Raw genomic sequence first — 22,686 nt, 5'->3', positions numbered from 1 at the left:
CCAGCGCCGAGGGTTGCGACTAATATCTTAAAAGTCGCTCACCCATCTCAAAAAGGCATGCCTGATGCTTTCAACCCGTCAACTGCGTTACTTCGTCGAAATCGCTGAGTGCGGCAGCTTCAGTTCGGCAGCCGAACGGTTGTTTGTTGCGCAATCGGCGCTGAGCCGGCAGATCAAGGACATGGAGACGCGGCTGCAAACACCACTGTTCGAACGAACCGCGCGCCAGCCTCGCCTGACAGCGGCAGGCGAGGCGTTTTTGCCGCGCGCCAGAAATCTGCTCAATGAGTTGAGCAAGGCCAGTGCCATGGCCACTGAAGTCGGTAACGGTCAGCTCGGCACATTGCGCCTCAGCCACTCCAGCACCGTGTCGATCAGCGGACGTTTGCTCGGTGAAATCGGTGCGTATCTGCAGCAACAGCCTGGCGTGTCACTGGATATCGGCAAGTTGTCTTCCGAGGCGCAACTGGAAGAGTTGGCCGAAGGACGCCTCGATATCGGCCTGCTGCGCCTGCCCGTGTTGCGCCAGCGCGAAGGTATTCAGATTGTTCCGCTGTTTACTGAACGGTTGCTGCTGGCGGTACCGAGGGATCATCGATTGGCCGACGCTGAACGTGTCGATTTGGCACAACTGAAGGACGAAGCGTTCATCTCGATCCCGCACCCGCAACGCGGCGGCTTGAGTTACCTGTGTGCCGACCTGTGTATGCGTCAGGGTTTCTTCCCGAAAGCGGCGCGGGTGATGTCGCGCAAGACCACGCAATTGCAGTTGATCCAGGCCGGTTTCGGCATCGCCCTGCTGCCGGAATCGATGCAGGACATCGCCCCGAGCGGCGTACGATTTCTGCCGCTGACCGATCCCGACTGCCACAGCACCGTCGCCCTCGCCTATCGACAGGATCCCACCCCGCTGATCCAACACTTCCTCCAGACTTTCACCAATCCCTTGTAGGAGTGAGCCTGCTCGCGATAGCAATCTGTCCATCACCTCCTTATTGCCTGACATACCGCTATCGCGAGCAGGCTCACTCCTACAGGGGATTTGTGGTGATTCATGGAGATTGATCAGCAAATGCCTTTAAACTGCGCCCCATGATTAAAGATCCCTTTGCAAGACTTGGCCTGGACCGTGAAGTCCTGACCGTCAGCCAACTCAACGGCCGCGCGCGGGTGTTGCTCGAAGACGTGTTCAGCAACATCTGGGTCGAAGGCGAAATTTCCAACCTCGCCCGCCCGGCGTCCGGTCACATCTACTTCACCCTCAAGGACAGCGGCGCGCAGGTGCGTTGCGCGCTGTTCCGGCAGAACGCCGCGCGAGTGCGTCAGGCGTTGAAGGACGGCCTGGCGGTGAAGGTGCGTGGCAAGGTTTCGTTGTTTGAAGGCCGTGGCGACTATCAACTGATCCTCGACACCGTCGAACCTGCCGGTGACGGTGCGCTACGTCTGGCCTTCGATGCCTTGAAAGAAAAGCTCAGCGCCGAAGGCCTGTTCAGTGCCGAACGCAAAGTGCCGCTGCCCGCGCATCCGCAGCGCATCGGTATCATCAGTTCACCCACCGGCGCGGTGATTCGCGACATCATCAGCGTATTCCGCCGGCGTGCGCCGCAGGTGCAACTGACGCTGATTCCGACTGCCGTACAGGGCCGCGAAGCCACCGCGCAAATCGTCCGCGCGCTGAAAATGGCCGATGCCCGTGGTTTCGACGCACTGATCCTCGCCCGTGGCGGCGGCTCGTTGGAGGACCTCTGGTGCTTCAACGAAGAAGCCGTGGCCCGCGCCGTCGATGCCTGCCTGACGCCAATTGTCAGCGCCGTCGGTCACGAAACCGATGTGTCGATCAGTGACTTTGTCGCTGACGTGCGCGCACCGACGCCGTCCGCCGCCGCTGAGTTGCTCGCGCCCGATTCCAGTCACTTGATCCGTCAGGTCGAAAGCCTGCATCGCCGCTTGGTGATGCGTATGCGCGATCGCTTGATGCGTGATCGCCTGCGCCTGGAAGGTATGGCCCGTCGCTTGCGTCATCCCGGCGAACGTCTGCGCCAGCAGGCTCAGCGTCTGGATGATCTGGACATGCGCATGCGCCGCGCTTTCGAGCGTCATCTCAACACTCGCCGTGAACGCTTGATCCGCCTGGAAACTCGCCTCGCCGGGCAACATCCGGGACGGCAACTGGCGATGTTGCGTCAGCGCCTCGACAGCCTCGCCGAACGTCTGCCCCGGGCCATGCGCGAAGGCCTGAAAAACCGTCGCCTGCAACTGCACAGCCAAATGCAGACGCTGCATGTGGTCAGCCCGCTGGCAACGCTCGGGCGTGGTTACAGCATTCTGCTGGATGAGCGCGGCCAGGCGATCCGCAACGCCGCGCAAACCCACACCGGCCAGCGTCTCAAAGCCAAACTTGGCGAAGGCGAACTGCAAGTGCGCGTCGAGGACAATCACCTGACGCCTGTCACCCTCTCTTTACTGGACTGATCAATGTCGCGTTTTCTCGCTCCACTGTTTCTGCTCTGCCTGACTTTCAATGCCCACGCTGACAGTTACATCACCCGGCTGCTGAACAAACCGGTGCCGGGTGGCGTGGCAGTGGTTGATCTCGGCTCAGCCGCGCAGGCACCGAAAGCCACGTATCAAGGCAAACCGGTGCTGGTGGTGAAAGAGCAGAACAACTGGCTGGCGATTGTCGGCGTGCCGTTGACTGTGAAGCCGGGCGCGCAACAGATCAGCAGCGGCGGGCGCAATCTGCCGTTCACCGTGGGCAACAAGAAATACCCGGAACAGCGCATCACCCTGAAGAACAAGCAGCAAGTCAATCCGGACCAGTCGAACCTCAAGCGTATCGAAGGTGAACTGGCCGAGCAGATCAAGGCCTACCGCAGCTTCAGCCCGAACACGCCGAGCAATCTGTTGCTGGACAAACCGGTCAACGGGCCGCTGTCGAGCAAGTTTGGCGTGCGTCGTTTCTTCAATGGTGAAGAGCGCAATCCGCATGCCGGCCTCGACTTCGCGGTGCCGGCGGGCACGCCGATCAAGACCCCGGCGGCGGGCAAGGTGATCCTCACCGGCAATTACTTCTTCAACGGCAACACAGTGTTTGTCGACCATGGGCAAGGCTTTATCAGCATGTTCTGCCACATGTCGAAGATTGATGTGAAGGTTGGCGATCAATTGGCGCGGGGCGCTGTGGTCGGCAAAGTTGGCATGACCGGCCGCGCGACCGGGCCGCACATGCACTGGAATGTCAGCCTGAATGATGCGCGGGTGGATCCGGCAATTTTCATTGGTGCGTTTCAACCTTAAAAAATAGAGCGAAGCTTAAGGCCTCATCGCGAGCAGGCTCACTCCTACATTGGACTGGTGTTGTGAACACGATCAACTGTAGGAGTGAGCCTGCTCGCGATGGCGGCTTAAGCTGTATTCAAACACCCCTGAGACCCCATCACCCCCGATTGCGCCCCAATCAAACCTCGCGCAAATATCACAACGATCAGCGATCTCCAGCGCAATAAAATCCCGCCAAAACTCTCTTTCCGAGTATTCCTCTCAATTTTTTCCGACTGCTTGCCATCCTCTCCCCTCGCGGTTAGGGTTGAAGGCATGAAAACCTCTCACACCCTCATTCAGCTTCGCCAGCACCGCAGCCTGTGCCTTGTCAGCGCACGACTGCCAGGCTGAATCGCTGCGTCTCGTCCCACGCTTTTCCCAGAACATTCGTAACACCGGCAGGCCGCCTCTTTTCGGCCCAGACAATAAGGAATTTCCCGATGAGCATGCTCAAAGATCCGTCTTCGAAATACCGCGCGTTTCCTGTCATCAACCTGCCGGATCGCACCTGGCCGTCGAAAACCATCGACACCGCGCCGATCTGGTGCAGCTCCGACCTGCGCGACGGCAACCAGTCGCTGATCGAACCGATGGACGCGGTGAAGAAGCTGCGCTTCTGGAAAACCCTCGTGCAAGTCGGCGTGAAGGAAATCGAAGCGTCGTTCCCGGCCGCTTCGCAAACCGACTTCGACTTCGTGCGTACCCTGATCGAAGAAGGCCACATCCCGGACGACACCACCATTCAGGTGCTGACCCAGGGCCGTGAAGACTTGATCGAGCGCACTTTCGAATCGCTGCGCGGCGCGAAGAAAGCCATCGTTCACCTGTACAACGCCACTTCGCCTTCTTTCCGTCGCATCGTCTTCAACCAGGACAAGGACGGCATCAAGGCCATCGCCGTGAACGCGGCCAAGCTGTTCGTCAAATACGCGGCGATGCAGCCGGACACCGAATGGACTTTCGAATACTCGCCGGAAACTTTCAGCGCCACCGAGCTGGAATTCGCCAAGGAAGTCTGTGACGCGGTGATCGAGGTGTGGAACCCGACGCCTGAGCACAAGATGATCCTCAACCTGCCCGCCACCGTTGAGTGCGCAACGCCGAATGTCTACGCCGACCAGATCGAGTGGTTCGGCCGCAACATCAACCGTCGTGACAGCGTGATCATCAGCCTGCACACCCACAACGACCGTGGCACTGGCGTTGCAGCTACCGAACTGGGCCTGATGGCCGGCGCCGATCGCGTCGAAGGCTGCCTGTTCGGCAACGGCGAGCGTACCGGTAACGTCGACCTCGTCACCGTCGCACTGAACATGTACACCCAGGGTCTCGACCCGCAGCTGGACTTCTCCGACATCGACGGCGTGCGCAAAGTGGTCGAGGAGTGCAACCAGATTCAGGTTCACCCGCGTCACCCGTACGTTGGCGACCTGGTGCACACCGCGTTCTCCGGCTCGCACCAGGATGCAATCCGCAAGGGCTTCTCCCAGCAGAAACCAGACGCGCTTTGGGAAGTCCCGTACTTGCCGATCGACCCGGCCGATATCGGTCGCAGCTACGAGGCGGTGATTCGCGTCAACAGCCAATCGGGCAAGGGCGGCATCGCCTACTTGCTGGAGCAGGAATACGGCATCAGCCTGCCACGTCGCATGCAGATCGAATTCAGCCAGGTCGTGCAGCGTGAAACCGACCGTCTCGGTCTGGAGATGACCGCCAAGCAGATCCACTCGCTGTTGATCAGCGAATACCTGCAAGCCAACACCCCTTACGCGCTGGTCAGCCATCGCCTGCAGGAAGAAAACGGCAACAGCGCCGTCGAAGTGGAAGTGGCCAGCAAAGGTCAGGGCGAAACCAACCTGCACTGGCGCGGCAAAGGCAACGGTGCACTGGAAGCACTGGTCGCCGGCCTGCCGATTCCGGTGGAGATCATGGACTACAACGAGCACGCCATCGGCGCGGGCACCAACGCCAAGGCAGCGGCGTACATCGAACTGCGTGTGAACGGCGAACGTGCAGTGCACGGCGTGGGTATCGATGAAAACATCACCACCGCGAGCTTCAAGGCGCTGTTCAGCGCGTTGAACCGCTCGCTGAGCCAGCCTGAGGCGAAAGCAGCGTAATCGACCGCTGAAATGTAAAAGGCCCCGGAGTGCGAACTCCGGGGCCTTTTTTTGCCTGATGCGCTCGTTCCCATGCTCCGCGTGGGAACGATCGGCTGCCTCAGGTGAACTCGAACGTGTCAGCATCCAGATTCGCCGGAAAGCGCTCGCGATACGCCGCCAGTGGCGCCGCTTCCAAAACCACCTTGAACACACCATCCGCCTCCCCCGCCGCCAGCAAGGTTTCCCCCTGGAAATCCAGCACCTGACTGTCTCCGGTATACGCGAAGCCCTTGCCGTCGGTGCCAACGCGGTTCACCGCCGCCACATAGCAGAGGTTCTCGATCGCCCGAGCAGGCAACAGTCGGTTCCAGTGCAACCGTCGCGCACCCGGCCAGTTGGCGGTGTACAGCAATAGATCGGTGTCCTGCGCATCGCGGCTCCACACCGGAAAGCGCAGGTCGTAACAAATCAGCGGACGGATACGCCAGCCCTTGAGTTCGAACTGCACCTGACGTTCGCCAGGGGTGTAATGGTTGTGCTCGCCGGCCATGCGGAACAGGTGACGTTTGTCGTAATGCAGCACTTCACCGTCCGGCCGCGCCCACAGCAGGCGGTTGCGATGACTGCCATCGGCGGCCTGAATGATCACGCTGCCGGTAATGACTGCATTAAGCTTCGCCGCCTGAACCCGCAGCCATTTGCTGGTCGGGCCGTTCTCGGCTTCCGCGAGGGTTTCGGATTCCATGGAGAATCCGGTGGTGAACATTTCCGGCAGGATGATCAGATCCGCCCCGCGCGCCTGCTCCAGCAACAGCTCGAAATGCTCGAGGTTGGCCTGGCGGTCATGCCAGGCCAGGCTGGTCTGGATCAGCGCCAGGTTGAGATCGGGTAACGCACTCAGATCACGCATAGTTTCGCCGCCGCTTCTCGCAGCGTCTCCTCGCGTTTGGCGAAGCACAGACGCACCAGGCGCTGGCCTTCGGGTGGATTCTGATAGAAGACCGACACCGGAATACTCGCCACGCCGTGCTCGCGGGTCATCCACATCGCCATCTCGACGTCGTTCAGGTCGGGGCGAATCTGCGAATAATCGACCAGTTGAAAATAGGTGCCGGTGACTCGGGTAAAACTGAAGCGCGACGGCGCCAGCAGATCGCAGAACAGGTCGCGCTTGGCCTGGTAGAAGCCCGGCAACTCTTCGACGTGCTCCGGGTGTTCAGCCATGTAATCGGCTAGCGCGTATTGCAACGGCGTAACGCCGCAGAAACTGACGTACTGGTGCACCTTGCGCAGCTCGGCCGTCAGCGCTGGCGGCGCGACGACGTAACCGGTTTTCCAGCCAGTAACGTGGTAGGTCTTGCCGAACGAACTGACCACGAAGGCGCGTTGATACAACTCTTCATGGGCGAGCACGCTAACATGCGGTACGCCGTCAAATACCAGGTGTTCGTAGACTTCGTCGCTGATCAGATAAATGTCGCGACCACGGATCAATGCCGCCAGTTGATCCAGCTCGGCACGGCTGATCAATGCGCCGCTCGGGTTGTGCGGGGTGTTGATGACGATCATTTTCGTGCGCGGGCTCAGGGCCGCTGCGAGTTTGTCGAAATCGATGGAGAAGTCGTCCGGGTTCAGCTGCACATGCACGCAACGACCGCCCGCCAACTCTGTGGCCGGCTCGTAGCTGTCGTAGCACGGATCGAACACGATGACTTCGTCGCCGCTGTGGATAACCGCCTGAATCGCACAGAAGATCGCCTGGGTCGCGCCCGGCGTCACCGTCACTTCACTGTCAGCATTGACCTGCACGCCATAGCTGCGAGCGATTTTCGCTGCAATCTGTTCGCGCAGTGCCGGCAGGCCAGTCATCGGCGAATACTGGTTGTGGCCACTGGCAATGTGTCTACCGACCGCATCACGCAACGCCTGCGGGCCGTCAAAATCAGGAAAACCCTGGGACAGGTTGATCGCGCCGGTTTGCGCGGCGAGCTGAGACATCTGCGTGAAAATCGTGATGCCGACATTCGGCAGCTTACTGGTGATCATCGGGGGTTCCCTGCTCAACACCCGGCTCTGACGACGGCGCGGGAGAGCCCGAGGATAGCCCATCCGGCGCCCATAAAAAAAGGGCGCCGGATGGCACCCTTCTCTCACATTGATCGTTCCCACGCTCTGCGTGGGAATGCAGCCTTGGACGCTCTGCGTCCGCCGCTTATGTGACGCAGAGCGTCACGGAATACATTCCCACGCGGAGCATGGGAACGATCAACAGCCAGCGACCTTATTTCTTGTCGCGGCGCTTCTTGTCAGCTTTCTTGTGGTGCGACATCAAACGACGCTTCTTGTTGACCTGGCGGTCGGTCAGCGTGGTCTTGTTGCCTTCGTACGGGTTCTCGCCGCCCTTGAACTCGATGCGGATCGGCGTACCGACCAGCTTCAGCACACGACGGTAGGTGTTCTCGAGATAACGCACGTACGACTTCGGCACTTTCTCGATCTGGTTACCGTGGATCACGATGATCGGCGGGTTCGCACCACCCAAGTGAGCGTAACGCAGCTTGATCCGGCGGTTGTTGACCATCGGCGGCGCGTGCTCGCCAACCGCGTCTTCGAGAATCTGGGTCAGACGGTTGGTCGGCCAGCGGGTGACCGCCGACTTGAACGAGTTCTGCACCGAAGCGTAGAGGTTGCCCACGCCAGTGCCGTGCAGGGCCGAGATGAAGTGGATGTCTGCGTAATCAACGAAGAACAGACGACGCTGCAGCTCGACCTTCACATAGTCGCGCTCGCTCGGCGTCATGCCGTCCCACTTGTTGATCGCGATCACCAGCGCGCGACCCGATTCGATGGCAAAACCGAGCAGGTTGAGGTCGTGATCGACCACACCTTCGCGGGCGTCCATCACGAAGATCACTACGTTGGCGTCTTTGATCGCTTGCAGGGTTTTGACCACGGAGAATTTTTCGACTTCTTCGTGGATCTTGCCGCGCTTGCGCACACCAGCGGTGTCGATCAGCGTGTACTTCTCTTCATTGCGCTCGAACGGAATGTAGATACTGTCACGCGTGGTGCCGGGCTGGTCATAAACGATAACCCGGTCTTCACCGAGCATGCGGTTGACCAAGGTCGACTTGCCGACGTTCGGACGACCGATGATGGCGATCTTGATCCCGTCTTTTTCGCTTGGGCCAGGAATGCGCTTGGCTTCCTCGCCTTCGGCAACGATCTCTTCTTCGCCTTCTTCCGGCTCTTCTTCGTCTCTCGGGAAATCACCCAGGGCGATTTCCAGCATCTGGGTGATGCCACGGCCGTGAGCACCGGCGATCGGGATCGCGTGGCCCATACCCAGCGGAGCGAATTCAGCGCGGGCCATTTCCGGGTCGATGTTGTCGACCTTGTTGGCAACCACGTAGGAGCGCTTGTTACGTTTGCGCAGGTGTTCGGCGATCATCTGGTCGGCGGCGGTGAAGCCGGCCTTGGCATCTACCAGGAACAGCACAACGTCTGCTTCTTCAATGGCCAGCAGCGACTGCTCGGCCATTTTTTCGTCCATACCGTGCTCGTCACCGGAGATACCGCCGGTGTCGACCAGAATGTAGGAACGCCCTTGCCACTTGGCCTCACCGTACTGGCGATCACGGGTCAGACCGGACAAGTCGCCGACGATGGCGTCACGAGTCCTGGTCAGGCGGTTGAACAAGGTGGACTTGCCGACGTTCGGTCGGCCCACCAGGGCGATTACGGGAACCATGCGGCTCTCCACTTCGTTATTTCAGAAAATACAAAAGCCGCTGCGAGGCAGCGGCTGGTGCTCGGGGCAACGCCTGTTAGCGCTGCAAGCCCCATGAATCCGGGGCCGCCTGGGGGTTTAACCCCAAGCATAGTTGTTACTTGATGGTCAGGGCTTCCAGTTTGCCGCTGTTGCCATATACATAAATCGTGTCACCCACCACCAGCGGACGGGCACGCAGGCCGTCGCTGTCGATGCGCTCGCGGCCGACGAAACGACCGTCAACCTGACTCAGCAGGTGCAGATAACCTTCCAGGTCACCCACTGCAACATAGCTGGAGAACACTTCCGGAGCCGACAGTTGACGGCGGGCCAGCGAATCGTTGCTCCACAATGCTGTGGTCGAACGTTCGTCGACGCCTTCAACGGTGCCCGAGGACAGGCTCACGTAAACGCTGCCGAAACCCTGAGCGATACCGGCGTAGCTCGACGCATCGCGCTGCCAGAGTTGACGACCGCTTTCCAGGTCCAGTGCCGCCACGCGACCCTGGTAGCTGGCAACGTATAGCGTACCGCCGGACAGCAGCAGACCGCCGTCGATGTCGACTACGCGCTCCAGCTCCGAACGACCTTGTGGAATCGCAATGCGTTGTTCCCAGACCGGCACGCCGTTGGAAATGTCCAGAGCGACCACTTTACCGGTCGACAGGCCAGCCACCGCGAGGCGGTTGGTGACCAGCGGAGCACTGGTACCACGCAGGGTCAGTACGGCCGGCGTGCTGTCATACACCCAGCGCTGAGTACCGGTCGATGCATCCAGACCGATCAGACGATCGTCCTGAGTCTGCACCACTACTACGTCGCCGTTGTTGGCCGGCGGCGCGAGAACCTCGCTGTTGACGCGAGCACGCCACTTCTCTTCACCGTTGCTGGTGTCCAGAGCAACGACTTCGCCGCGCAGCGTACCGATCAGAACCAGACCGTAGCCGACACCGACAGCGCCGGAGACAGGCAGCTCAAGATCCTGCTTCCATTTCACATCGCCATTGCCGCGATCCATGGCCATCACCACGCCAGTTACATCCGCGGCGTAGATGGTGTCACCGTCGATCGCCGGCACCAGCATGTTGTAGGTTTCGCCCTGACCGTCACCGATCGAACGACTCCACTGCTTGTGCAGGACCACTTCTTCTTTGAAGTCGGTCAGTTCAGCCGGTGGCAATTCTTTTTTGCTGTTGCTGCTGCAACCCGCGGCCAGAAGGGCCAGAGCCAGCAATGCTGCATGCTTCCAACGGATCACGTCACGCATCCCCTTTGGCCAGGTCGTCGAGCTTGATTTGAAGGCCACCGACCGCCGCTTCATCCGACAGTGCCGCCTTGGCTTTTTGATACGCCTTGTTCGCGTCATCGGTACGGCCCAGCTGTACCAGCAGGTCGCCCTTGAGTTCTTCGCGAGTGGCCAGGAACGCTTGGTCGGCATCGCCGTCGAGCAGTTTCAGGGCATCGTCAGCCTTGTTTTGCGCGCCGAGTACCTGCGCCAGACGCTGACGGGCGATTTCGCCCAGCGCCGGGTTGGCCGGTTTGTCGACGATGGCTTTCAGTTCGGTCGCGGCGTCATCCAGCTTGCCGCTGTCGACCGCCACTTTGGCGACGAACAGGCTGCCGTACTGCGCGTAGGCAGAACCGCCGAATTCGCTGTTGAGCTTACCGGCCAGGTCCGCAACGCGGGCGGCATCAGGCTTGCCGTCAGGCGTCAGCGTGGTTTCCAGCAGTTGCTGATAGAGCACCGAGGCGCCTTGCGACTGGTTGCTCTGATACTTGTGATAAGCCTGCCAGCCGAACACGATGACCAGCGCCAACAGGCCGCCGGTGACCAGAGGTTTGCCGTTGCGTGTCCACCAGTCCTTCAAATCCGCCAACTGTTCGTCTTCGGTACTCGACACCCCAATACTCCTTAATCGCTAAATCGGCTGTTTGGACAGCTTCAACCCTGCACGACGCAGGTGGCCAGGTGAGCGGCGAGCGCATCCCAGGCAATGCTTTGTTGTTCGCCCTGGCCACGCAGGGGTTTGAAACCTACCACTTGCTGGGCCATTTCGTCGTCACCGAGGATCAGTGCGTACAGCGCACCGCTCTTGTCGGCCTTCTTGAATTGGCTTTTGAAGCTGCCAGCGCCGGCATTGACTTGCAGACGCAGGTTTGGAAGTTGATCGCGAACACGTTCAGCCAGAGCCAGACCAGCCAGCTCGGCTTCTTCACCGAAGGCACACAGATAGACATCAACCTGACGGGAGATTTCTTCCGGGATCTGCTCCAGGGTTTCCAGCATCAGCACCAGACGCTCGATGCCCATGGCGAAACCAACGCCGGTGGTCGGCTTGCCGCCCATCTGCTCGACCAGCCCGTCGTAACGGCCGCCAGCGCAGACAGTGCCCTGGGCGCCGAGCTTGTCGGTGACCCATTCGAAAACGGTTTTGCTGTAGTAGTCGAGGCCACGCACCAGCTTCGGGTTGAGCACATATGGAATGCCGACAGCATCCAGACGCGCTTTCAAACCTTCGAAGTGCGTACGGGATTCGTCATCGAGGTAGTCGGCCATCTTCGGCGCATCGACCAGCACCGCTTGAGTGTCGGCATTTTTCGTGTCGAGCACGCGCAGCGGGTTGGTTTTCAGGCGGCGCTGGCTGTCTTCATCGAGCTTGTCATGATGCGCCGAGAGGTACTCGACCAGCGCTTCACGATAGCGACCACGGGACTCGCTGGTGCCCAGACTGTTGAGTTCGAGTTTGACCGCATCACGAATACCCAGCTCGCCCCACAGGCGCCAGGTCATGATGATCAGCTCGGCGTCGATGTCCGGACCGTCGAGGTTGAATACCTCCAGGCCGATCTGGTGGAACTGGCGATAACGACCTTTCTGCGGACGCTCGTGGCGGAACATCGGGCCGATGTACCAGAGTTTCTGCACCTGGCCGCCGCCGGTGATGCCGTGCTCAAGCACTGCACGCACGCATGCAGCGGTGCCTTCCGGACGCAAGGTCAGAGAGTCGCCGTTGCGGTCTTCGAAGGTGTACATCTCTTTTTCGACGATGTCGGTCACTTCACCGATCGAGCGCTTGAACAGCTCGGTGAACTCGACGATCGGCATGCGGATCTGCTTGTAACCGTAGTTATCCAGCAGACGCGCAACAGTGCCCTCGAAATAACGCCACAGCGGGGTCTGTTCGGGCAGGATGTCGTTCATGCCACGAATGGCTTGCAGAGACTTGCTCACTTTAAATCCTTAAATTCGTTCGGCGCTTCAGTCAGGCTCAGCCGCGCGCAATAACCGCAGCGTCAGCTTCGACCTTTTCGGCCGCTTTCTGGCGGATCAGCTTTTCCAGCTCGTCCACCAGATTGTCATTCGTCAGTTTCTGCGACGGCTTGCCGTCGATGTAAATCAGGTTTGGCGTGCCGCCGGTCAAGCCGATATGGGCTTCCTTGGCTTCGCCGGGGCCGTTGACCACACAACCGATCACCGCGACATCCAGCGGCACCAGCAGGTCTTCAAGACGCCCTTCCAGCTCGTTCATGGTTTTCACCACATCGAAGTTCTGCCGCGAGCAGCTCGGGCAGGCGATGAAGTTGATGCCACGGGAACGCAGATGCAAAGACTTGAGAATGTCGTAACCGACCTTCACTTCCTCGACCGGGTCGGCCGCCAGCGAGATGCGGATAGTATCGCCAATCCCCTCGGCGAGCAGCATACCTAGGCCCACGGCGGATTTCACTGTACCCGAACGCAATCCACCGGCTTCGGTGATGCCCAGGTGCAGCGGTTGAACGATTTCTTTCGCCAGCAAGCGGTAGGCTTCGACGGCCATGAACACGTCGGAGGCTTTCACGCTGACCTTGAAGTCCTGGAAATTCAGGCGTTCGAGGTGCTCAACGTGACGCAAAGCAGATTCGACCAGCGCAGCCGGGGTAGGCTCGCCGTATTTCTTTTGCAGGTCTTTTTCCAGGGAACCGGCGTTGACGCCGATACGGATCGGGATGCCGCGATCACGCGCTGCATCGACCACCGCACGAACACGGTCTTCGCGACCGATGTTGCCCGGGTTGATACGCAGGCAGTCGACGCCCAGTTCGGCCACGCGCAGAGCGATCTTGTAGTCGAAGTGGATGTCGGCAACCAGCGGCACCTTGACCAGTTGTTTGATCTTGCCGAACGCCTCGGCGGCGTCCATGTCCGGTACCGAAACGCGAACGATGTCGACGCCGGCGGCTTCCAGACGATTGATTTGCGCAACAGTGGCGGCAACGTCATTGGTGTCGCTGTTGGTCATGCTCTGCACCGCGATCGGCGCGTCGCCGCCCACCGGTACGTTGCCGACCCAGATCTTGCGCGAAACGCGACGTTTGATTGGAGATTCGCCGTGCATGACTTATTGACCCAACTTCAGGCGAGCAGTCTCGCCACTGGTGAACGGAGCGATATCGACCGGCTGGCCGTTGTAGCTGACCTGTGCAGCACGGGCAACGCCCAGACGCACGGCGAGCGGCGGCTTGCCGCTGACGGTCACATTATCGCCTTTATGCTTCAGACCACTGAACAGTACTTTGCCACGGCCATCGGTGACTTGCGCCCAGCAATCGGCGCTGAACTGCAGTTGTACCTGACCATCGCCGGCCACCGGAGCGGCCGCTTCTGCGGCTGGTGCCGGTGTAGCAGCAACGACTGGAGCGGTAACGGTTGGTGCTGGGGTAGCTGGAACGGTTGGCGCAGGAGTGGCCGGATTGGCGACAACCGGGGCTGGCGTATGAACCGGAGCGGTCGGCGTTACAGCCGGTGCAACCGGTGCCGCTGGAGCAGTTGCCGGGGCAGCAGCTTCTGCGCCAGTCGATTCAGCAGTGGTTTCAGACTGAGGCAATGCCAGTGCAGTCGAGCTGTCGGACTGGTTCTCCTCGACAGCCTGATCTTCCGGCTCGTCGATCGGGTGAATCTGGGTCGTACCGTCAGCGCCCTCGACTTCAACGTGCTCAGGCGCCAGGGACGTCAGGTCCTTGGTGCGCAGCGACGTCTGATCCTGCCACCAGACGAAACCGCCGCCGATGACCGCAATCAGCAACAGCAGGCTGACAATACGCAAAATAGTGTGGGAAACCCGTACAGGCTCCTCGATACGACCAAGGGCGTGAACGTTGCTGCCCTGGGAGTCGGTGCCGGTGGACTGGTCGAATTGCTGAACCAGCACGGTCTGGTCCATGCCGAGCAATTTGGCATAGGCGCGAATGTAACCGCGAGCGAAGGTATGCCCCGGCAGCTTGTCGAAAGCGCCGGCTTCAAGATTGCTCAGGGAAGTCACGGTGAGGTTGAGCTTGAGGGCCACTTCGGCCAGCGACCAGCCATTGCTTTCGCGGGCCTGGCGCAGGGTCTCACCGGGGTTAACGCGATTCGCTGCTACAACTTCGGGATGCGCCGCTTTCATCATTGCTCCGACAGGTATTGCTGATATTCCGGCGTACCGGGATAGAGTCGTTTTAATTGCAGGCCATAACTGGCGGCCTTGTCGCGATCTTCAAACACTTTTGCCAGCCGAACGCCGAGCAATAGACTACGTGCATTTTGTTCGGTCAGCAGGCTGAATCGGTCGTAATAGTCACGCGCGGGCACATAATGCCTGTCTTCGAAGGACAACTCAGCCATTTCCAGCAATGCACGCGGTTGTTGGCGGTTCAAACGCAGCGCCTTTTCCAGTTGCTGCTGCGCCAGATCACGCTGACCGAGCTTTGCGGCCGTCATGCCGAGGTTTTCGAACACACGCGAACGCTCAGGATACAGGGTATCGGCCGCAGCCTGTTCAAAACGCTCGTAGGCTTCTTTATAACGCTGTTGTTCGTAGAGAAAACTGCCGTAGTTGTTGAGGATGCGCGCATCGGCGGGACGGGAGGACAAGGCCTTGCGGAAGTGTTCGTCGGCCAGCTCAGGTTCCATTTCGGACTGAAACACCAAACCGAGGGCCGCATTGGCATCCGGATCGGAGCCGTCGATTTCCAGCGCCTTTTTCAGCGGCACCTTGGCCCGTTCAGTCATGCCTTGCTGCAAGTATCCCAGCCCCAGCTGCACGTAGGCAGCCCGCGCTTCATCGCGGCCCTTGCTGGTCTTCATCGGGTTGTAGTCACCCGAAAGGACACAACCAGCACACAGGCTGGCCAACAGCAACAGCAGCGCAAAGCGCAGGGACATAGAGATCCTCTCTTAGTTAGTATTCGCGGCGTTCTGTGCCAGATCGCTGTCGGCGCTCAACTCACGCACGGCGATGTAACGTTCGCTGCGACGGGTGCGATCCAGCACCTGCCCTACCAATTGACCACATGCAGCGTCGATGTCTTCACCACGGGTGGTGCGCACAGTGACGTTGAAACCGGCCTGATGCAACTGATCCTGGAAACGACGGATCGCGTTGTTGCTCGGCCGCTCGTACCCGGAATGCGGGAACGGGTTGAACGGAATCAGGTTGATCTTGCACGGGATATCTTTCAGCAGCGCGATCATTTCCACCGCGTGCTCGACCTTGTCGTTGATGTCCTTGAGCAAGGTGTACTCGATGGTCAGCACACGTTTCTCGCCCAGAGACGACATGTAGCGCTGGCACGACTCGAGCAGCATCTTAAGCGGATATTTCTTGTTGATCGGCACCAATTGGTTACGCAATGCGTCATTTGGTGCGTGCAGGGACAACGCCAGGGACACGTCGATGTGCTTGGCCAGCTCATCGATCATCGGCACCACACCCGACGTGGACAGGGTCACGCGGCGCTTGGAGATCCCGTAGCCGAGGTCATCCATCATCAGATGCATGGCGGCGACGACGTTGTCGAAGTTCAGCAATGGCTCACCCATGCCCATCATCACCACGTTGGTGATGGCACGGTCGACGGTTGCCGGGACACTGCCAAAAGATTTGTTGGCAATCCACACCTGGCCGATGACTTCGGCGGCGGTGAGGTTGCTATTGAAGCCTTGCTTGCCGGTGGAGCAGAAACTGCAATCCAGGGCACAGCCTGCCTGGGACGAAACGCACAGAGTGCCGCGTTTGCCCTGGGGAATGTACACGGTCTCGACGCAGCTGCCGGACGCCACGCGCACCACCCACTTACGGGTGCCGTCGCTGGAGATGTCCTCGCTGACCACTTCCGGACCACGGACCTCAGCAATAACCTTGAGCTTGTCGCGCAAGGCCTTGCTGACGTTCGTCATGGCGTCGAAATCATCGACACCAAAGTGGTGAATCCATTTCATTACCTGACCGGCACGGAAACGCTTCTCCCCGATTGAGTCGAAGAATTTTTCCATTTCCTGTTGAGTCAGACCCAGCAGGTTGGTTTTTACAGTCGATGTAGTCATGGATTCACCTTCACTCTTAAGCCAATGCTTAGCGAGTGGTTACTTCAGTAGCTGCGAAGAAGTACGAGATTTCACGAGCAGCTGCGGCTTCGGAGTCCGAACCGTGAACAGCGTTGGCGTCGATGGAATCAGCGAAATCAGCGCGGATGGTGCCGGCAGCAGCTTCTTTAGGGTTGGTAGCGCCCATCAGCTCACGGTTCAGAGCGATAGCGTTTTCGCCTTCCAGAACCTGAACAACAACAGGACCGGAGATCATGAAAGCAACCAGGTCGCCGAAGAAACCACGAGCGCTGTGCTCAGCGTAGAAGCCTTCAGCTTCAGCTTTGGACAGTTGCTTCAGTTTCGAAGCTACAACGCGCAGGCCGGCTTTTTCGAAACGAGTGGTGATTTCGCCGATGACGTTTTTTGCAACAGCGTCAGGCTTGATGATGGAGAAAGTGCGTTGAACAGCCATGGTGTAACTCCAGAAACGGTAATTTGCGAAAAATTAAACCCGCGAATTATACGCGGGTTCTTGGGTATTGCCTAACCTGCGAGACGATCAGTCCAATTCTTTGGCCCAGAGCGTCTGAACCGCTTCCAACACCTTCTCGCCGACACGGCCAGAGGTGTTGTCAAAATCCGGCAGCTCTTTGATCCATTGCTGCAGATCGACGAAATTGACAGAAAACGGATCCACACCCGGCTTGGCTTCAGCCAATTCTTCTGCAATACGTTGAACATCATTCCAACCGTAGCTCATGACAGTCTTACCAGTCAGTGCGGCGCTTCGGCCGCATGGTTAAGCGAATATTTCGGAATTTCGACGGTGATGTCTTCTTCACCAACGATAGCCTGGCAAGCCAGACGCGATTGCGCTTCCAGACCCCAGGCACGATCGAGGAAATCTTCTTCCAGCTCGTCGGCCTCTTCCATCGAGTCGAAACCCTCGCGGATGATGCAGTGGCAGGTGGTGCAAGCGCAGACACCGCCGCAAGCGCTTTCCATCTCGATGTGGTGTTCGTGGGCCAGTTCGAGAATCGATGTGCCGGGCGCAGCCTCTACAACCATGCCTTCAGGGCAGAACTTCTCGTGGGGCAGAAAAATGACCTGCGGCATCAGATATCCTCGATTTCATTCAGATTGCGCCCCGACAGAGCGGCTTTCACCGTCAGATCCATGCGGCGGGCAGCAAAAGCATCGGTCACTTGCGACAGACGCTTGGTCTGCTGCTCGATGGCATAACCATCGGTACCTTTCATCAGTTCGGCCAATTCCTGCAGCTGCAGGTCGATAACCATGCGCTCTTCGGCGTCGAGCAAACGCTCGCCATCCGCCTCCAGAGCGCCCTGCACCGCTTCGATCAGACGCTGGGCATCGACCTGCTGCTCACGCAGAACGCGGGCGACCTTGTCGTCATTGGCGTGCTGGAACGAATCCTTGAGCATTTTGGCGATTTCGCCGTCGGTCAGACCGTAGGACGGTTTGACCTGAATGCTTGCCTCAACGCCTGAACCCAGTTCACGGGCGGAAACGCTGAGCAGACCGTCGGCATCGACCTGGAAGGTCACGCGAATCTTCGCTGCACCCGCCACCATCGCTGGAATGCCCCGCAATTCGAAGCGCGCCAGCGAGCGGCAGTCGCTGATCAGCTCGCGCTCACCCTGCAGGACGTGGATCGCCATGGCCGACTGGCCGTCTTTATAAGTCGTAAAATCTTGTGCGCGAGCGACGGGAATGGTGGTGTTACGTGGAATCACCTTTTCCATCAGACCGCCCATGGTTTCCAACCCCAGGGACAGCGGAATCACGTCGAGCAGCAGCAGTTCACCGCCATCGCGCTTGTTGCCAGCCAAGGTATCGGCCTGGATCGCGGCACCGATGGCCACCACTTGATCCGGATCAATTTCGGTCAAAGGCTGACGACCGAAGGCTTCGGCAACGGCTTCGCGAACACGCGGCACGCGAGTCGAACCACCGACCATGACCACGGCGTGCACGTCTTCCAGCTCGATGCCGGAGTCGCGAACGGCGCGGCGGCAGGCTTTCAGACTGCGCGCGACCATTGGCTCGATCAGCGCATCGAAGGCTTCGCGGGTCAGCGGTGCTTTCCAGTCGCCATAGGCCACTTCAACGCTGGACGCATCGGTCAGGGCTTCTTTGGCCGCGCAAGCGGTTTGCAGCAGATTGCGTTGTGCGCCCGGATCAAGATCGGCGGACAGGCCCGCGCTCTCGATGATCCAGCCGGCAATCGCGTGATCGAAGTCATCGCCGCCCAGCGCGCTGTCGCCGCCAGTGGCCAGCACTTCAAAAACACCGCCAGTCAGACGCAGAATGGAAATATCGAAGGTGCCGCCGCCCAGATCATAAATAGCGACCAGGCCTTCAGCGTGTTGATCCAGACCGTACGCCACAGCGGCAGCGGTCGGCTCATTGAGCAGACGCAGCACGTTCAGACCGGCGAGTTTCGCCGCATCCTTGGTGGCTTGGCGCTGAGCATCGTCGAAGTAAGCAGGAACGGTGATCACCGCACCCACCAGCTCGCCACCCAAGGTTGCTTCAGCGCGCTGACGCAGGACCTTGAGGATATCGGCGGAGACTTCGACCGGGCTTTTCGGGCCTTGCACGGTGTCGATGAACGGCATGTGAGATTCGCCACCGACAAAGCGGTATGGCAGTTGCTCGCCCAATTGCTTGACGTCGGACAGACCACGACCCATCAAGCGCTTGACCGACAGCACGGTGTTCAAAGGATCGGAAGCGGCAGCCAGTTTGGCCGACTCGCCGACTTCGACGCGATCGGCGTGGTAACGCACAGCGGACGGCAGGATGACCTGCCCGTTTGCGTCAGCCAACGGCTCGGAAAGACCACTGCGCAACGCAGCGACCAGCGAATTGGTAGTGCCCAAGTCGATTCCCACAGCCAGACGACGCTGGTGCGGTTGAGGACTTTGGCCGGGTTCGGCGATCTGCAGTAGGGCCATCGTGATCAGGACTTATCTGTATATCAGGCGTGCGACCGGAGCGGCACTGGGTTAATCGTCGAGGCGCTCTTCTAACTGGCGCACTTCGTAGGTGAGCTTGTCGAGGAACTGCATGCGCCGCATCAGGCGTTCGGCCTGCTCACGTTGCGCTGCATCATCCCAACAGGCTGCGAAGCTTTCATTGAGTTCTTCCTGAGCCACTTTCAGGCGCCGCTTGAACACTGCGACGCCGTCGAGATCGGCACTGTCCTGGAGGTCTTCGAGCTCTTCGCGCCATTGCATCTGCTGCAGAAGAAACTCGGGGTCGTGGACCGTGACTTCCATCGGCACTTCATGCCCGCTGATGGTCAGCAGGTAGCGTGCGCGCTGGGCCGGACTCTTGAGCGTCTGATAGGCGTCGTTGAGCCGCGCAGACTGCTCGAGTGCCGACCGCTGCTCACGCTCGGAAGCGTCGGCAAAGCGGTCAGGATGAACGCCGCGCGCCAACTCACGATAGCGCGTGGCCAACTGCTCGAGATCCAGACGGAAACCCGGTTGCAGCTCGAATAAAGCGAAATGACAAGGAATACCCACGACAAGCCTCAGATGTTGAAGCTTTCGCCGCAGCCACATTCACCGCGTACGTTGGGGTTGTTGAACTTGAAGCCTTCGTTCAACCCTTCCTTGACGAAATCGAGCTCGGTGCCGTCCAGGTAGGCCAGGCTTTTCGGGTCGATGATCACTTTTTCGCCGTGACTCTCGAACACCTGATCCTCTGCAACCACCTCGTCGACAAACTCCAGCACGTAGGCAAGGCCGGAACAGCCTGTGGTGCGAACACCCAGACGAATCCCTTCACCTTTGCCGCGCCCGTCGAGGGAGCGCCGCACGTGTCGAGCAGCCGCTTCTGTCATGCTGATAGCCATCGGTGACTCCTTACTCGTCGCCAAATCCAGAAAGTCAGATCAAGCCTTTCTTCTGCTTGTAATCGCGAACAGCCGCTTTGATAGCGTCTTCAGCCAGTACCGAGCAGTGAATCTTCACTGGCGGCAGGGCCAGTTCTTCGGCCAGCTGAGTGTTCTTGATGGTTTCTGCTTCGTCCAGGGTCTTGCCCTTCATCCACTCGGTGGCGAGGGAGCTGGAAGCGATAGCCGAACCGCAGCCGTAGGTCTTGAACTTGGCATCTTCGATGATGCCGGCGTCGTTGACCTTGATTTGCAGACGCATCACGTCGCCGCACGCCGGAGCGCCGACCATGCCGGTGCCGACATCAGGATCTTCCGCGTTCATCTTGCCGACGTTGCGCGGGTTTTCGTAGTGGTCGATGACCTTTTCGCTGTAAGCCATGATTCTCAATCCTCACTCATCAGGGCCGCTCTTGAGACCCTGCAACTGCGCTGCGTAAACTGCCGCGTCGCTACAGGATCTGTATCTGGCGGCTTCTATATTTAGTGTGCCGCCCACTCGATTTTCGAGATATCGACGCCGTCTTTGTACATGTCCCACAGCGGCGACAGAGCGCGCAGCTTGGTAACGGCCTCGCAGACTTTCTGCGCGGCGTAGTCGATTTCTTCTTCGGTGGTGAAACGGCCGAAGGTGAAGCGGATCGAGCTGTGTGCCAGTTCGTCGTTGCGGCCCAGGGCGCGCAGTACGTACGAAGGCTCCAGCGACGCCGAGGTGCACGCCGAACCGGACGATACCGCCAGATCCTTGAGCGCCATGATCAGCGACTCGCCTTCAACGTAGTTGAAGCTCAGGTTCAGGTTGTGCGGAACGCGGGCGGTCAGGCTACCGTTGACGTACAGCTCTTCCAGATGCTCGACCTGCTTGTAGAAACGGTCGCTCAAGGCTTTGATACGGACGTTTTCGGCCGCCATGTCTTCTTTGGCTACGCGGAACGCTTCACCCATGCCGACGATCTGGTGGGTCGCCAGGGTGCCGGAACGCATGCCACGCTCGTGACCGCCGCCGTGCATGGTCGCTTCGATGCGCACACGCGGCTTGCGGCTGACGTACAGCGCGCCGATGCCTTTAGGGCCGTAGGTTTTATGGGCGGAGAACGACATCATGTCGACTTTCAGCTTCTGCAGGTCGATCTCGACCTTGCCAGTGGACTGAGCGGCGTCGACGTGAAACAGAACGCCCTTGGCGCGGAGCATTTCGCCGATCGCTGCGATGTCGTTGACGGTGCCGATTTCGTTGTTCACGTGCATCACGGAGACCAGAATGGTGTCTTCGCGCAGTGCAGCTTCAATCATGGCCGGGGTGATCAGACCGTCTTCGGTCGGCTCGAGGTAGGTGACCTCGAAACCTTCACGCTCCAGTTGGCGCATGGTGTCGAGGACAGCCTTGTGCTCGATCTTGGAGGTGATCAGGTGCTTGCCCTTGGAGCCGTAGAAATGCGCCGCACCCTTGATTGCCAGGTTGTCGGATTCGGTGGCACCGGAAGTCCAGACGATTTCGCGCGGGTCGGCGTTGACCAGATCAGCCACCTGACGACGCGCATTTTCGACCGATTCTTCAGCCTTCCAGCCGAACACGTGGGAACGGGACGCCGGGTTACCGAAGTTTCCGTCGACCAGCAGGCATTCACTCATTTTTTGCGCAACACGCGGATCAACCGGGGTGGTCGCAGAGTAATCAAGGTAAATCGGCAATTTCATGGACTATCTCCTAAATCAGGGCTGGCGTGCCGCTAGCTCTTTGGCTGTCATTCGACGGCGGACGCTTCAATCTTGTCCAGGCGTGGCGCCTTGCTGTTGCAACGGCGCTGGTCCTGACGCTGGGCTACTTCTTGCACCTCACGGCGAGTCACAAGATCAGCCAAGCTGATACCACTTAGAAATTCGTGAATCTGCAGGCTCAAATCGCACCACAGATGATGGGTCAGGCACGTGTCGCCGGAATGGCAATCGCCTTGGCCCTGGCATTTGGTGGCATCGACCGATTCGTTTACCGCATCGATCACCTGGGCGACCTGGATGCCCTGCATGTCGCGGGACAACTGGTAGCCGCCACCCGGGCCGCGAACGCTGGAAACCAGGTTGCTGCGGCGCAGCTTGGCGAACAGCTGTTCGAGGTAGGACAGGGAGATGCCTTGGCGCTCGGAGATATCGGCCAGGGACACGGGCCCGTGCTGCGCGTGCAACGCCAGGTCAAGCATGGCGGTCACGGCGTATCGGCCTTTTGTAGTCAGTCGCATGG

The 22,686-nt window shown here is 59.5% G+C and carries 23 protein-coding genes; 4 read left to right on the top strand and 19 right to left on the bottom strand.

Annotated features, from left to right (window positions below; all coding sequences use genetic code 11):
* Positions 1–64 precede the first annotated feature (64 nt).
* The 4 genes from ACM6JQ_RS01955 to leuA all read left to right on the top strand — a co-directional run bounded on the left by ACM6JQ_RS01955 (position 65) and on the right by leuA (position 5,441).
* Entirely contained in the window at positions 65–952 is an 888-nt protein-coding gene (locus ACM6JQ_RS01955) for a LysR family transcriptional regulator (RefSeq protein ID WP_414893132.1), read from the top strand.
* 140 nt (positions 953–1,092) lie between these two features.
* The gene (gene xseA, locus ACM6JQ_RS01950; RefSeq protein ID WP_414893131.1) at positions 1,093–2,472 is read left to right on the top strand and encodes an exodeoxyribonuclease VII large subunit; all 1,380 of its coding nucleotides are present in this window, start codon (positions 1,093–1,095) and stop codon (positions 2,470–2,472) included.
* A gap of 3 nt (positions 2,473–2,475) precedes the next feature.
* Positions 2,476–3,297 (top strand): M23 family metallopeptidase, encoded by an 822-nt coding sequence (locus ACM6JQ_RS01945; RefSeq protein WP_007916854.1) that lies wholly within the window; start codon positions 2,476–2,478, stop codon positions 3,295–3,297.
* A gap of 464 nt (positions 3,298–3,761) precedes the next feature.
* Positions 3,762–5,441, top strand: a complete 1,680-nt coding sequence (gene leuA / locus ACM6JQ_RS01940; RefSeq protein ID WP_007916856.1) for a 2-isopropylmalate synthase — start codon at positions 3,762–3,764, stop codon at positions 5,439–5,441.
* Between the two features lie 100 nt (positions 5,442–5,541).
* Here the strand turns inward: leuA and ACM6JQ_RS01935 are convergent, their stop codons facing one another.
* The 19 genes from ACM6JQ_RS01935 to iscR all read right to left on the bottom strand — a co-directional run bounded on the left by ACM6JQ_RS01935 (position 5,542) and on the right by iscR (position 22,684).
* The gene (locus ACM6JQ_RS01935; protein ID WP_123376536.1) at positions 5,542–6,333 is read right to left on the bottom strand and encodes an amidohydrolase; all 792 of its coding nucleotides are present in this window, start codon (positions 6,331–6,333) and stop codon (positions 5,542–5,544) included.
* Positions 6,321–7,469 (bottom strand): pyridoxal phosphate-dependent aminotransferase, encoded by a 1,149-nt coding sequence (locus ACM6JQ_RS01930; RefSeq protein ID WP_095112382.1) that lies wholly within the window; start codon positions 7,467–7,469, stop codon positions 6,321–6,323. Before ACM6JQ_RS01930 ends, ACM6JQ_RS01935 begins: the two co-directional genes overlap by 13 nt.
* 235 nt (positions 7,470–7,704) lie before the next feature.
* Positions 7,705–9,174, bottom strand: a complete 1,470-nt coding sequence (gene der / locus ACM6JQ_RS01925; protein WP_007950048.1) for a ribosome biogenesis GTPase Der — start codon at positions 9,172–9,174, stop codon at positions 7,705–7,707.
* A gap of 136 nt (positions 9,175–9,310) precedes the next feature.
* The gene (bamB, locus tag ACM6JQ_RS01920; RefSeq protein ID WP_038362973.1) at positions 9,311–10,462 is read right to left on the bottom strand and encodes an outer membrane protein assembly factor BamB; all 1,152 of its coding nucleotides are present in this window, start codon (positions 10,460–10,462) and stop codon (positions 9,311–9,313) included.
* The gene (locus ACM6JQ_RS01915) at positions 10,455–11,096 is read right to left on the bottom strand and encodes a YfgM family protein (RefSeq protein ID WP_095112383.1); all 642 of its coding nucleotides are present in this window, start codon (positions 11,094–11,096) and stop codon (positions 10,455–10,457) included. The genes bamB and ACM6JQ_RS01915 overlap by 8 nt, the downstream gene beginning before the upstream one ends.
* Before the next feature lie 41 nt (positions 11,097–11,137).
* Complete coding sequence (hisS, locus tag ACM6JQ_RS01910; protein ID WP_007916867.1) at positions 11,138–12,427, bottom strand: histidine--tRNA ligase; 1,290 nt, start codon at positions 12,425–12,427, stop codon at positions 11,138–11,140.
* A gap of 37 nt (positions 12,428–12,464) precedes the next feature.
* Complete coding sequence (gene ispG, locus ACM6JQ_RS01905; protein ID WP_003227888.1) at positions 12,465–13,574, bottom strand: flavodoxin-dependent (E)-4-hydroxy-3-methylbut-2-enyl-diphosphate synthase; 1,110 nt, start codon at positions 13,572–13,574, stop codon at positions 12,465–12,467.
* Between the two features lie 3 nt (positions 13,575–13,577).
* On the bottom strand, positions 13,578–14,621 hold the full coding sequence (locus ACM6JQ_RS01900; RefSeq protein ID WP_007916871.1) for a helix-turn-helix domain-containing protein: 1,044 nt from the start codon (positions 14,619–14,621) through the stop codon (positions 13,578–13,580).
* Entirely contained in the window at positions 14,621–15,379 is a 759-nt protein-coding gene (gene pilW / locus ACM6JQ_RS01895) for a type IV pilus biogenesis/stability protein PilW (protein WP_007916880.1), read from the bottom strand. The genes ACM6JQ_RS01900 and pilW overlap by 1 nt, the downstream gene beginning before the upstream one ends.
* Positions 15,380–15,391: 12 nt before the next feature.
* On the bottom strand, positions 15,392–16,540 hold the full coding sequence (rlmN, locus tag ACM6JQ_RS01890; RefSeq protein WP_007916881.1) for a 23S rRNA (adenine(2503)-C(2))-methyltransferase RlmN: 1,149 nt from the start codon (positions 16,538–16,540) through the stop codon (positions 15,392–15,394).
* A 28-nt stretch (positions 16,541–16,568) separates the two neighbouring features.
* On the bottom strand, positions 16,569–16,994 hold the full coding sequence (ndk, locus tag ACM6JQ_RS01885; RefSeq protein ID WP_007916882.1) for a nucleoside-diphosphate kinase: 426 nt from the start codon (positions 16,992–16,994) through the stop codon (positions 16,569–16,571).
* A gap of 87 nt (positions 16,995–17,081) precedes the next feature.
* A complete protein-coding gene (iscX, locus tag ACM6JQ_RS01880; RefSeq protein ID WP_047599296.1) occupies positions 17,082–17,282 on the bottom strand; it encodes a Fe-S cluster assembly protein IscX in 201 nt (66 codons plus the stop codon).
* Positions 17,283–17,296: 14 nt separating this feature from the next.
* Complete coding sequence (gene fdx / locus ACM6JQ_RS01875; protein WP_007916885.1) at positions 17,297–17,638, bottom strand: ISC system 2Fe-2S type ferredoxin; 342 nt, start codon at positions 17,636–17,638, stop codon at positions 17,297–17,299.
* Positions 17,638–19,503 carry a Fe-S protein assembly chaperone HscA gene (hscA, locus tag ACM6JQ_RS01870; protein ID WP_007916887.1) on the bottom strand — a complete coding sequence of 622 codons (1,866 nt, stop codon included), beginning with the start codon at positions 19,501–19,503 and terminating at the stop codon, positions 17,638–17,640. Before hscA ends, fdx begins: the two co-directional genes overlap by 1 nt.
* Positions 19,504–19,554: 51 nt before the next feature.
* Positions 19,555–20,076 carry a co-chaperone HscB gene (gene hscB, locus ACM6JQ_RS01865; RefSeq protein ID WP_007916889.1) on the bottom strand — a complete coding sequence of 174 codons (522 nt, stop codon included), beginning with the start codon at positions 20,074–20,076 and terminating at the stop codon, positions 19,555–19,557.
* Between the two features lie 8 nt (positions 20,077–20,084).
* Complete coding sequence (gene iscA / locus ACM6JQ_RS01860) at positions 20,085–20,408, bottom strand: iron-sulfur cluster assembly protein IscA (protein WP_003227904.1); 324 nt, start codon at positions 20,406–20,408, stop codon at positions 20,085–20,087.
* Between the two features lie 34 nt (positions 20,409–20,442).
* Entirely contained in the window at positions 20,443–20,829 is a 387-nt protein-coding gene (iscU, locus tag ACM6JQ_RS01855; RefSeq protein WP_007916892.1) for a Fe-S cluster assembly scaffold IscU, read from the bottom strand.
* Positions 20,830–20,930: 101 nt separating this feature from the next.
* Entirely contained in the window at positions 20,931–22,145 is a 1,215-nt protein-coding gene (locus tag ACM6JQ_RS01850) for an IscS subfamily cysteine desulfurase (RefSeq protein WP_007916899.1), read from the bottom strand.
* Positions 22,146–22,192: 47 nt separating this feature from the next.
* Positions 22,193–22,684, bottom strand: a complete 492-nt coding sequence (iscR, locus tag ACM6JQ_RS01845) for a Fe-S cluster assembly transcriptional regulator IscR (RefSeq protein WP_003227911.1) — start codon at positions 22,682–22,684, stop codon at positions 22,193–22,195.
* Positions 22,685–22,686 lie beyond the last annotated feature (2 nt).

Source organism: Pseudomonas sp. IT-232MI5, assembly GCF_949767845.1.
Classification (GTDB): Bacteria; Pseudomonadota; Gammaproteobacteria; order Pseudomonadales; family Pseudomonadaceae; genus Aquipseudomonas.
This window is presented reverse-complemented; position numbering and strand designations above follow the sequence as displayed.

Coding starts and splice junctions, on each gene's coding strand:
- fdx (WP_007916885.1), bottom strand. CDS start 17,638: ATGCCGCAGGTCATTTTTCTGCCCCACGAGAAGTTCTGCCCTGAAGGC.
- ACM6JQ_RS01900 (WP_007916871.1), bottom strand. CDS start 14,621: ATGAAAGCGGCGCATCCCGAAGTTGTAGCAGCGAATCGCGTTAACCCC.
- hscA (WP_007916887.1), bottom strand. CDS start 19,503: ATGGCCCTACTGCAGATCGCCGAACCCGGCCAAAGTCCTCAACCGCAC.
- ndk (WP_007916882.1), bottom strand. CDS start 16,994: ATGGCTGTTCAACGCACTTTCTCCATCATCAAGCCTGACGCTGTTGCA.
- bamB (WP_038362973.1), bottom strand. CDS start 10,462: ATGCGTGACGTGATCCGTTGGAAGCATGCAGCATTGCTGGCTCTGGCC.
- iscX (WP_047599296.1), bottom strand. CDS start 17,282: ATGAGCTACGGTTGGAATGATGTTCAACGTATTGCAGAAGAATTGGCT.
- iscA (WP_003227904.1), bottom strand. CDS start 20,408: ATGGCTATCAGCATGACAGAAGCGGCTGCTCGACACGTGCGGCGCTCC.
- iscU (WP_007916892.1), bottom strand. CDS start 20,829: ATGGCTTACAGCGAAAAGGTCATCGACCACTACGAAAACCCGCGCAAC.
- ACM6JQ_RS01935 (WP_123376536.1), bottom strand. CDS start 6,333: ATGCGTGATCTGAGTGCGTTACCCGATCTCAACCTGGCGCTGATCCAG.
- pilW (WP_007916880.1), bottom strand. CDS start 15,379: ATGTCCCTGCGCTTTGCGCTGCTGTTGCTGTTGGCCAGCCTGTGTGCT.
- ACM6JQ_RS01850 (WP_007916899.1), bottom strand. CDS start 22,145: ATGAAATTGCCGATTTACCTTGATTACTCTGCGACCACCCCGGTTGAT.
- leuA (WP_007916856.1), top strand. CDS start 3,762: ATGAGCATGCTCAAAGATCCGTCTTCGAAATACCGCGCGTTTCCTGTC.
- xseA (WP_414893131.1), top strand. CDS start 1,093: ATGATTAAAGATCCCTTTGCAAGACTTGGCCTGGACCGTGAAGTCCTG.
- ACM6JQ_RS01930 (WP_095112382.1), bottom strand. CDS start 7,469: ATGATCACCAGTAAGCTGCCGAATGTCGGCATCACGATTTTCACGCAG.
- rlmN (WP_007916881.1), bottom strand. CDS start 16,540: ATGACTACATCGACTGTAAAAACCAACCTGCTGGGTCTGACTCAACAG.
- ACM6JQ_RS01945 (WP_007916854.1), top strand. CDS start 2,476: ATGTCGCGTTTTCTCGCTCCACTGTTTCTGCTCTGCCTGACTTTCAAT.
- iscR (WP_003227911.1), bottom strand. CDS start 22,684: ATGCGACTGACTACAAAAGGCCGATACGCCGTGACCGCCATGCTTGAC.
- ispG (WP_003227888.1), bottom strand. CDS start 13,574: ATGCACGGCGAATCTCCAATCAAACGTCGCGTTTCGCGCAAGATCTGG.
- ACM6JQ_RS01955 (WP_414893132.1), top strand. CDS start 65: ATGCTTTCAACCCGTCAACTGCGTTACTTCGTCGAAATCGCTGAGTGC.
- der (WP_007950048.1), bottom strand. CDS start 9,174: ATGGTTCCCGTAATCGCCCTGGTGGGCCGACCGAACGTCGGCAAGTCC.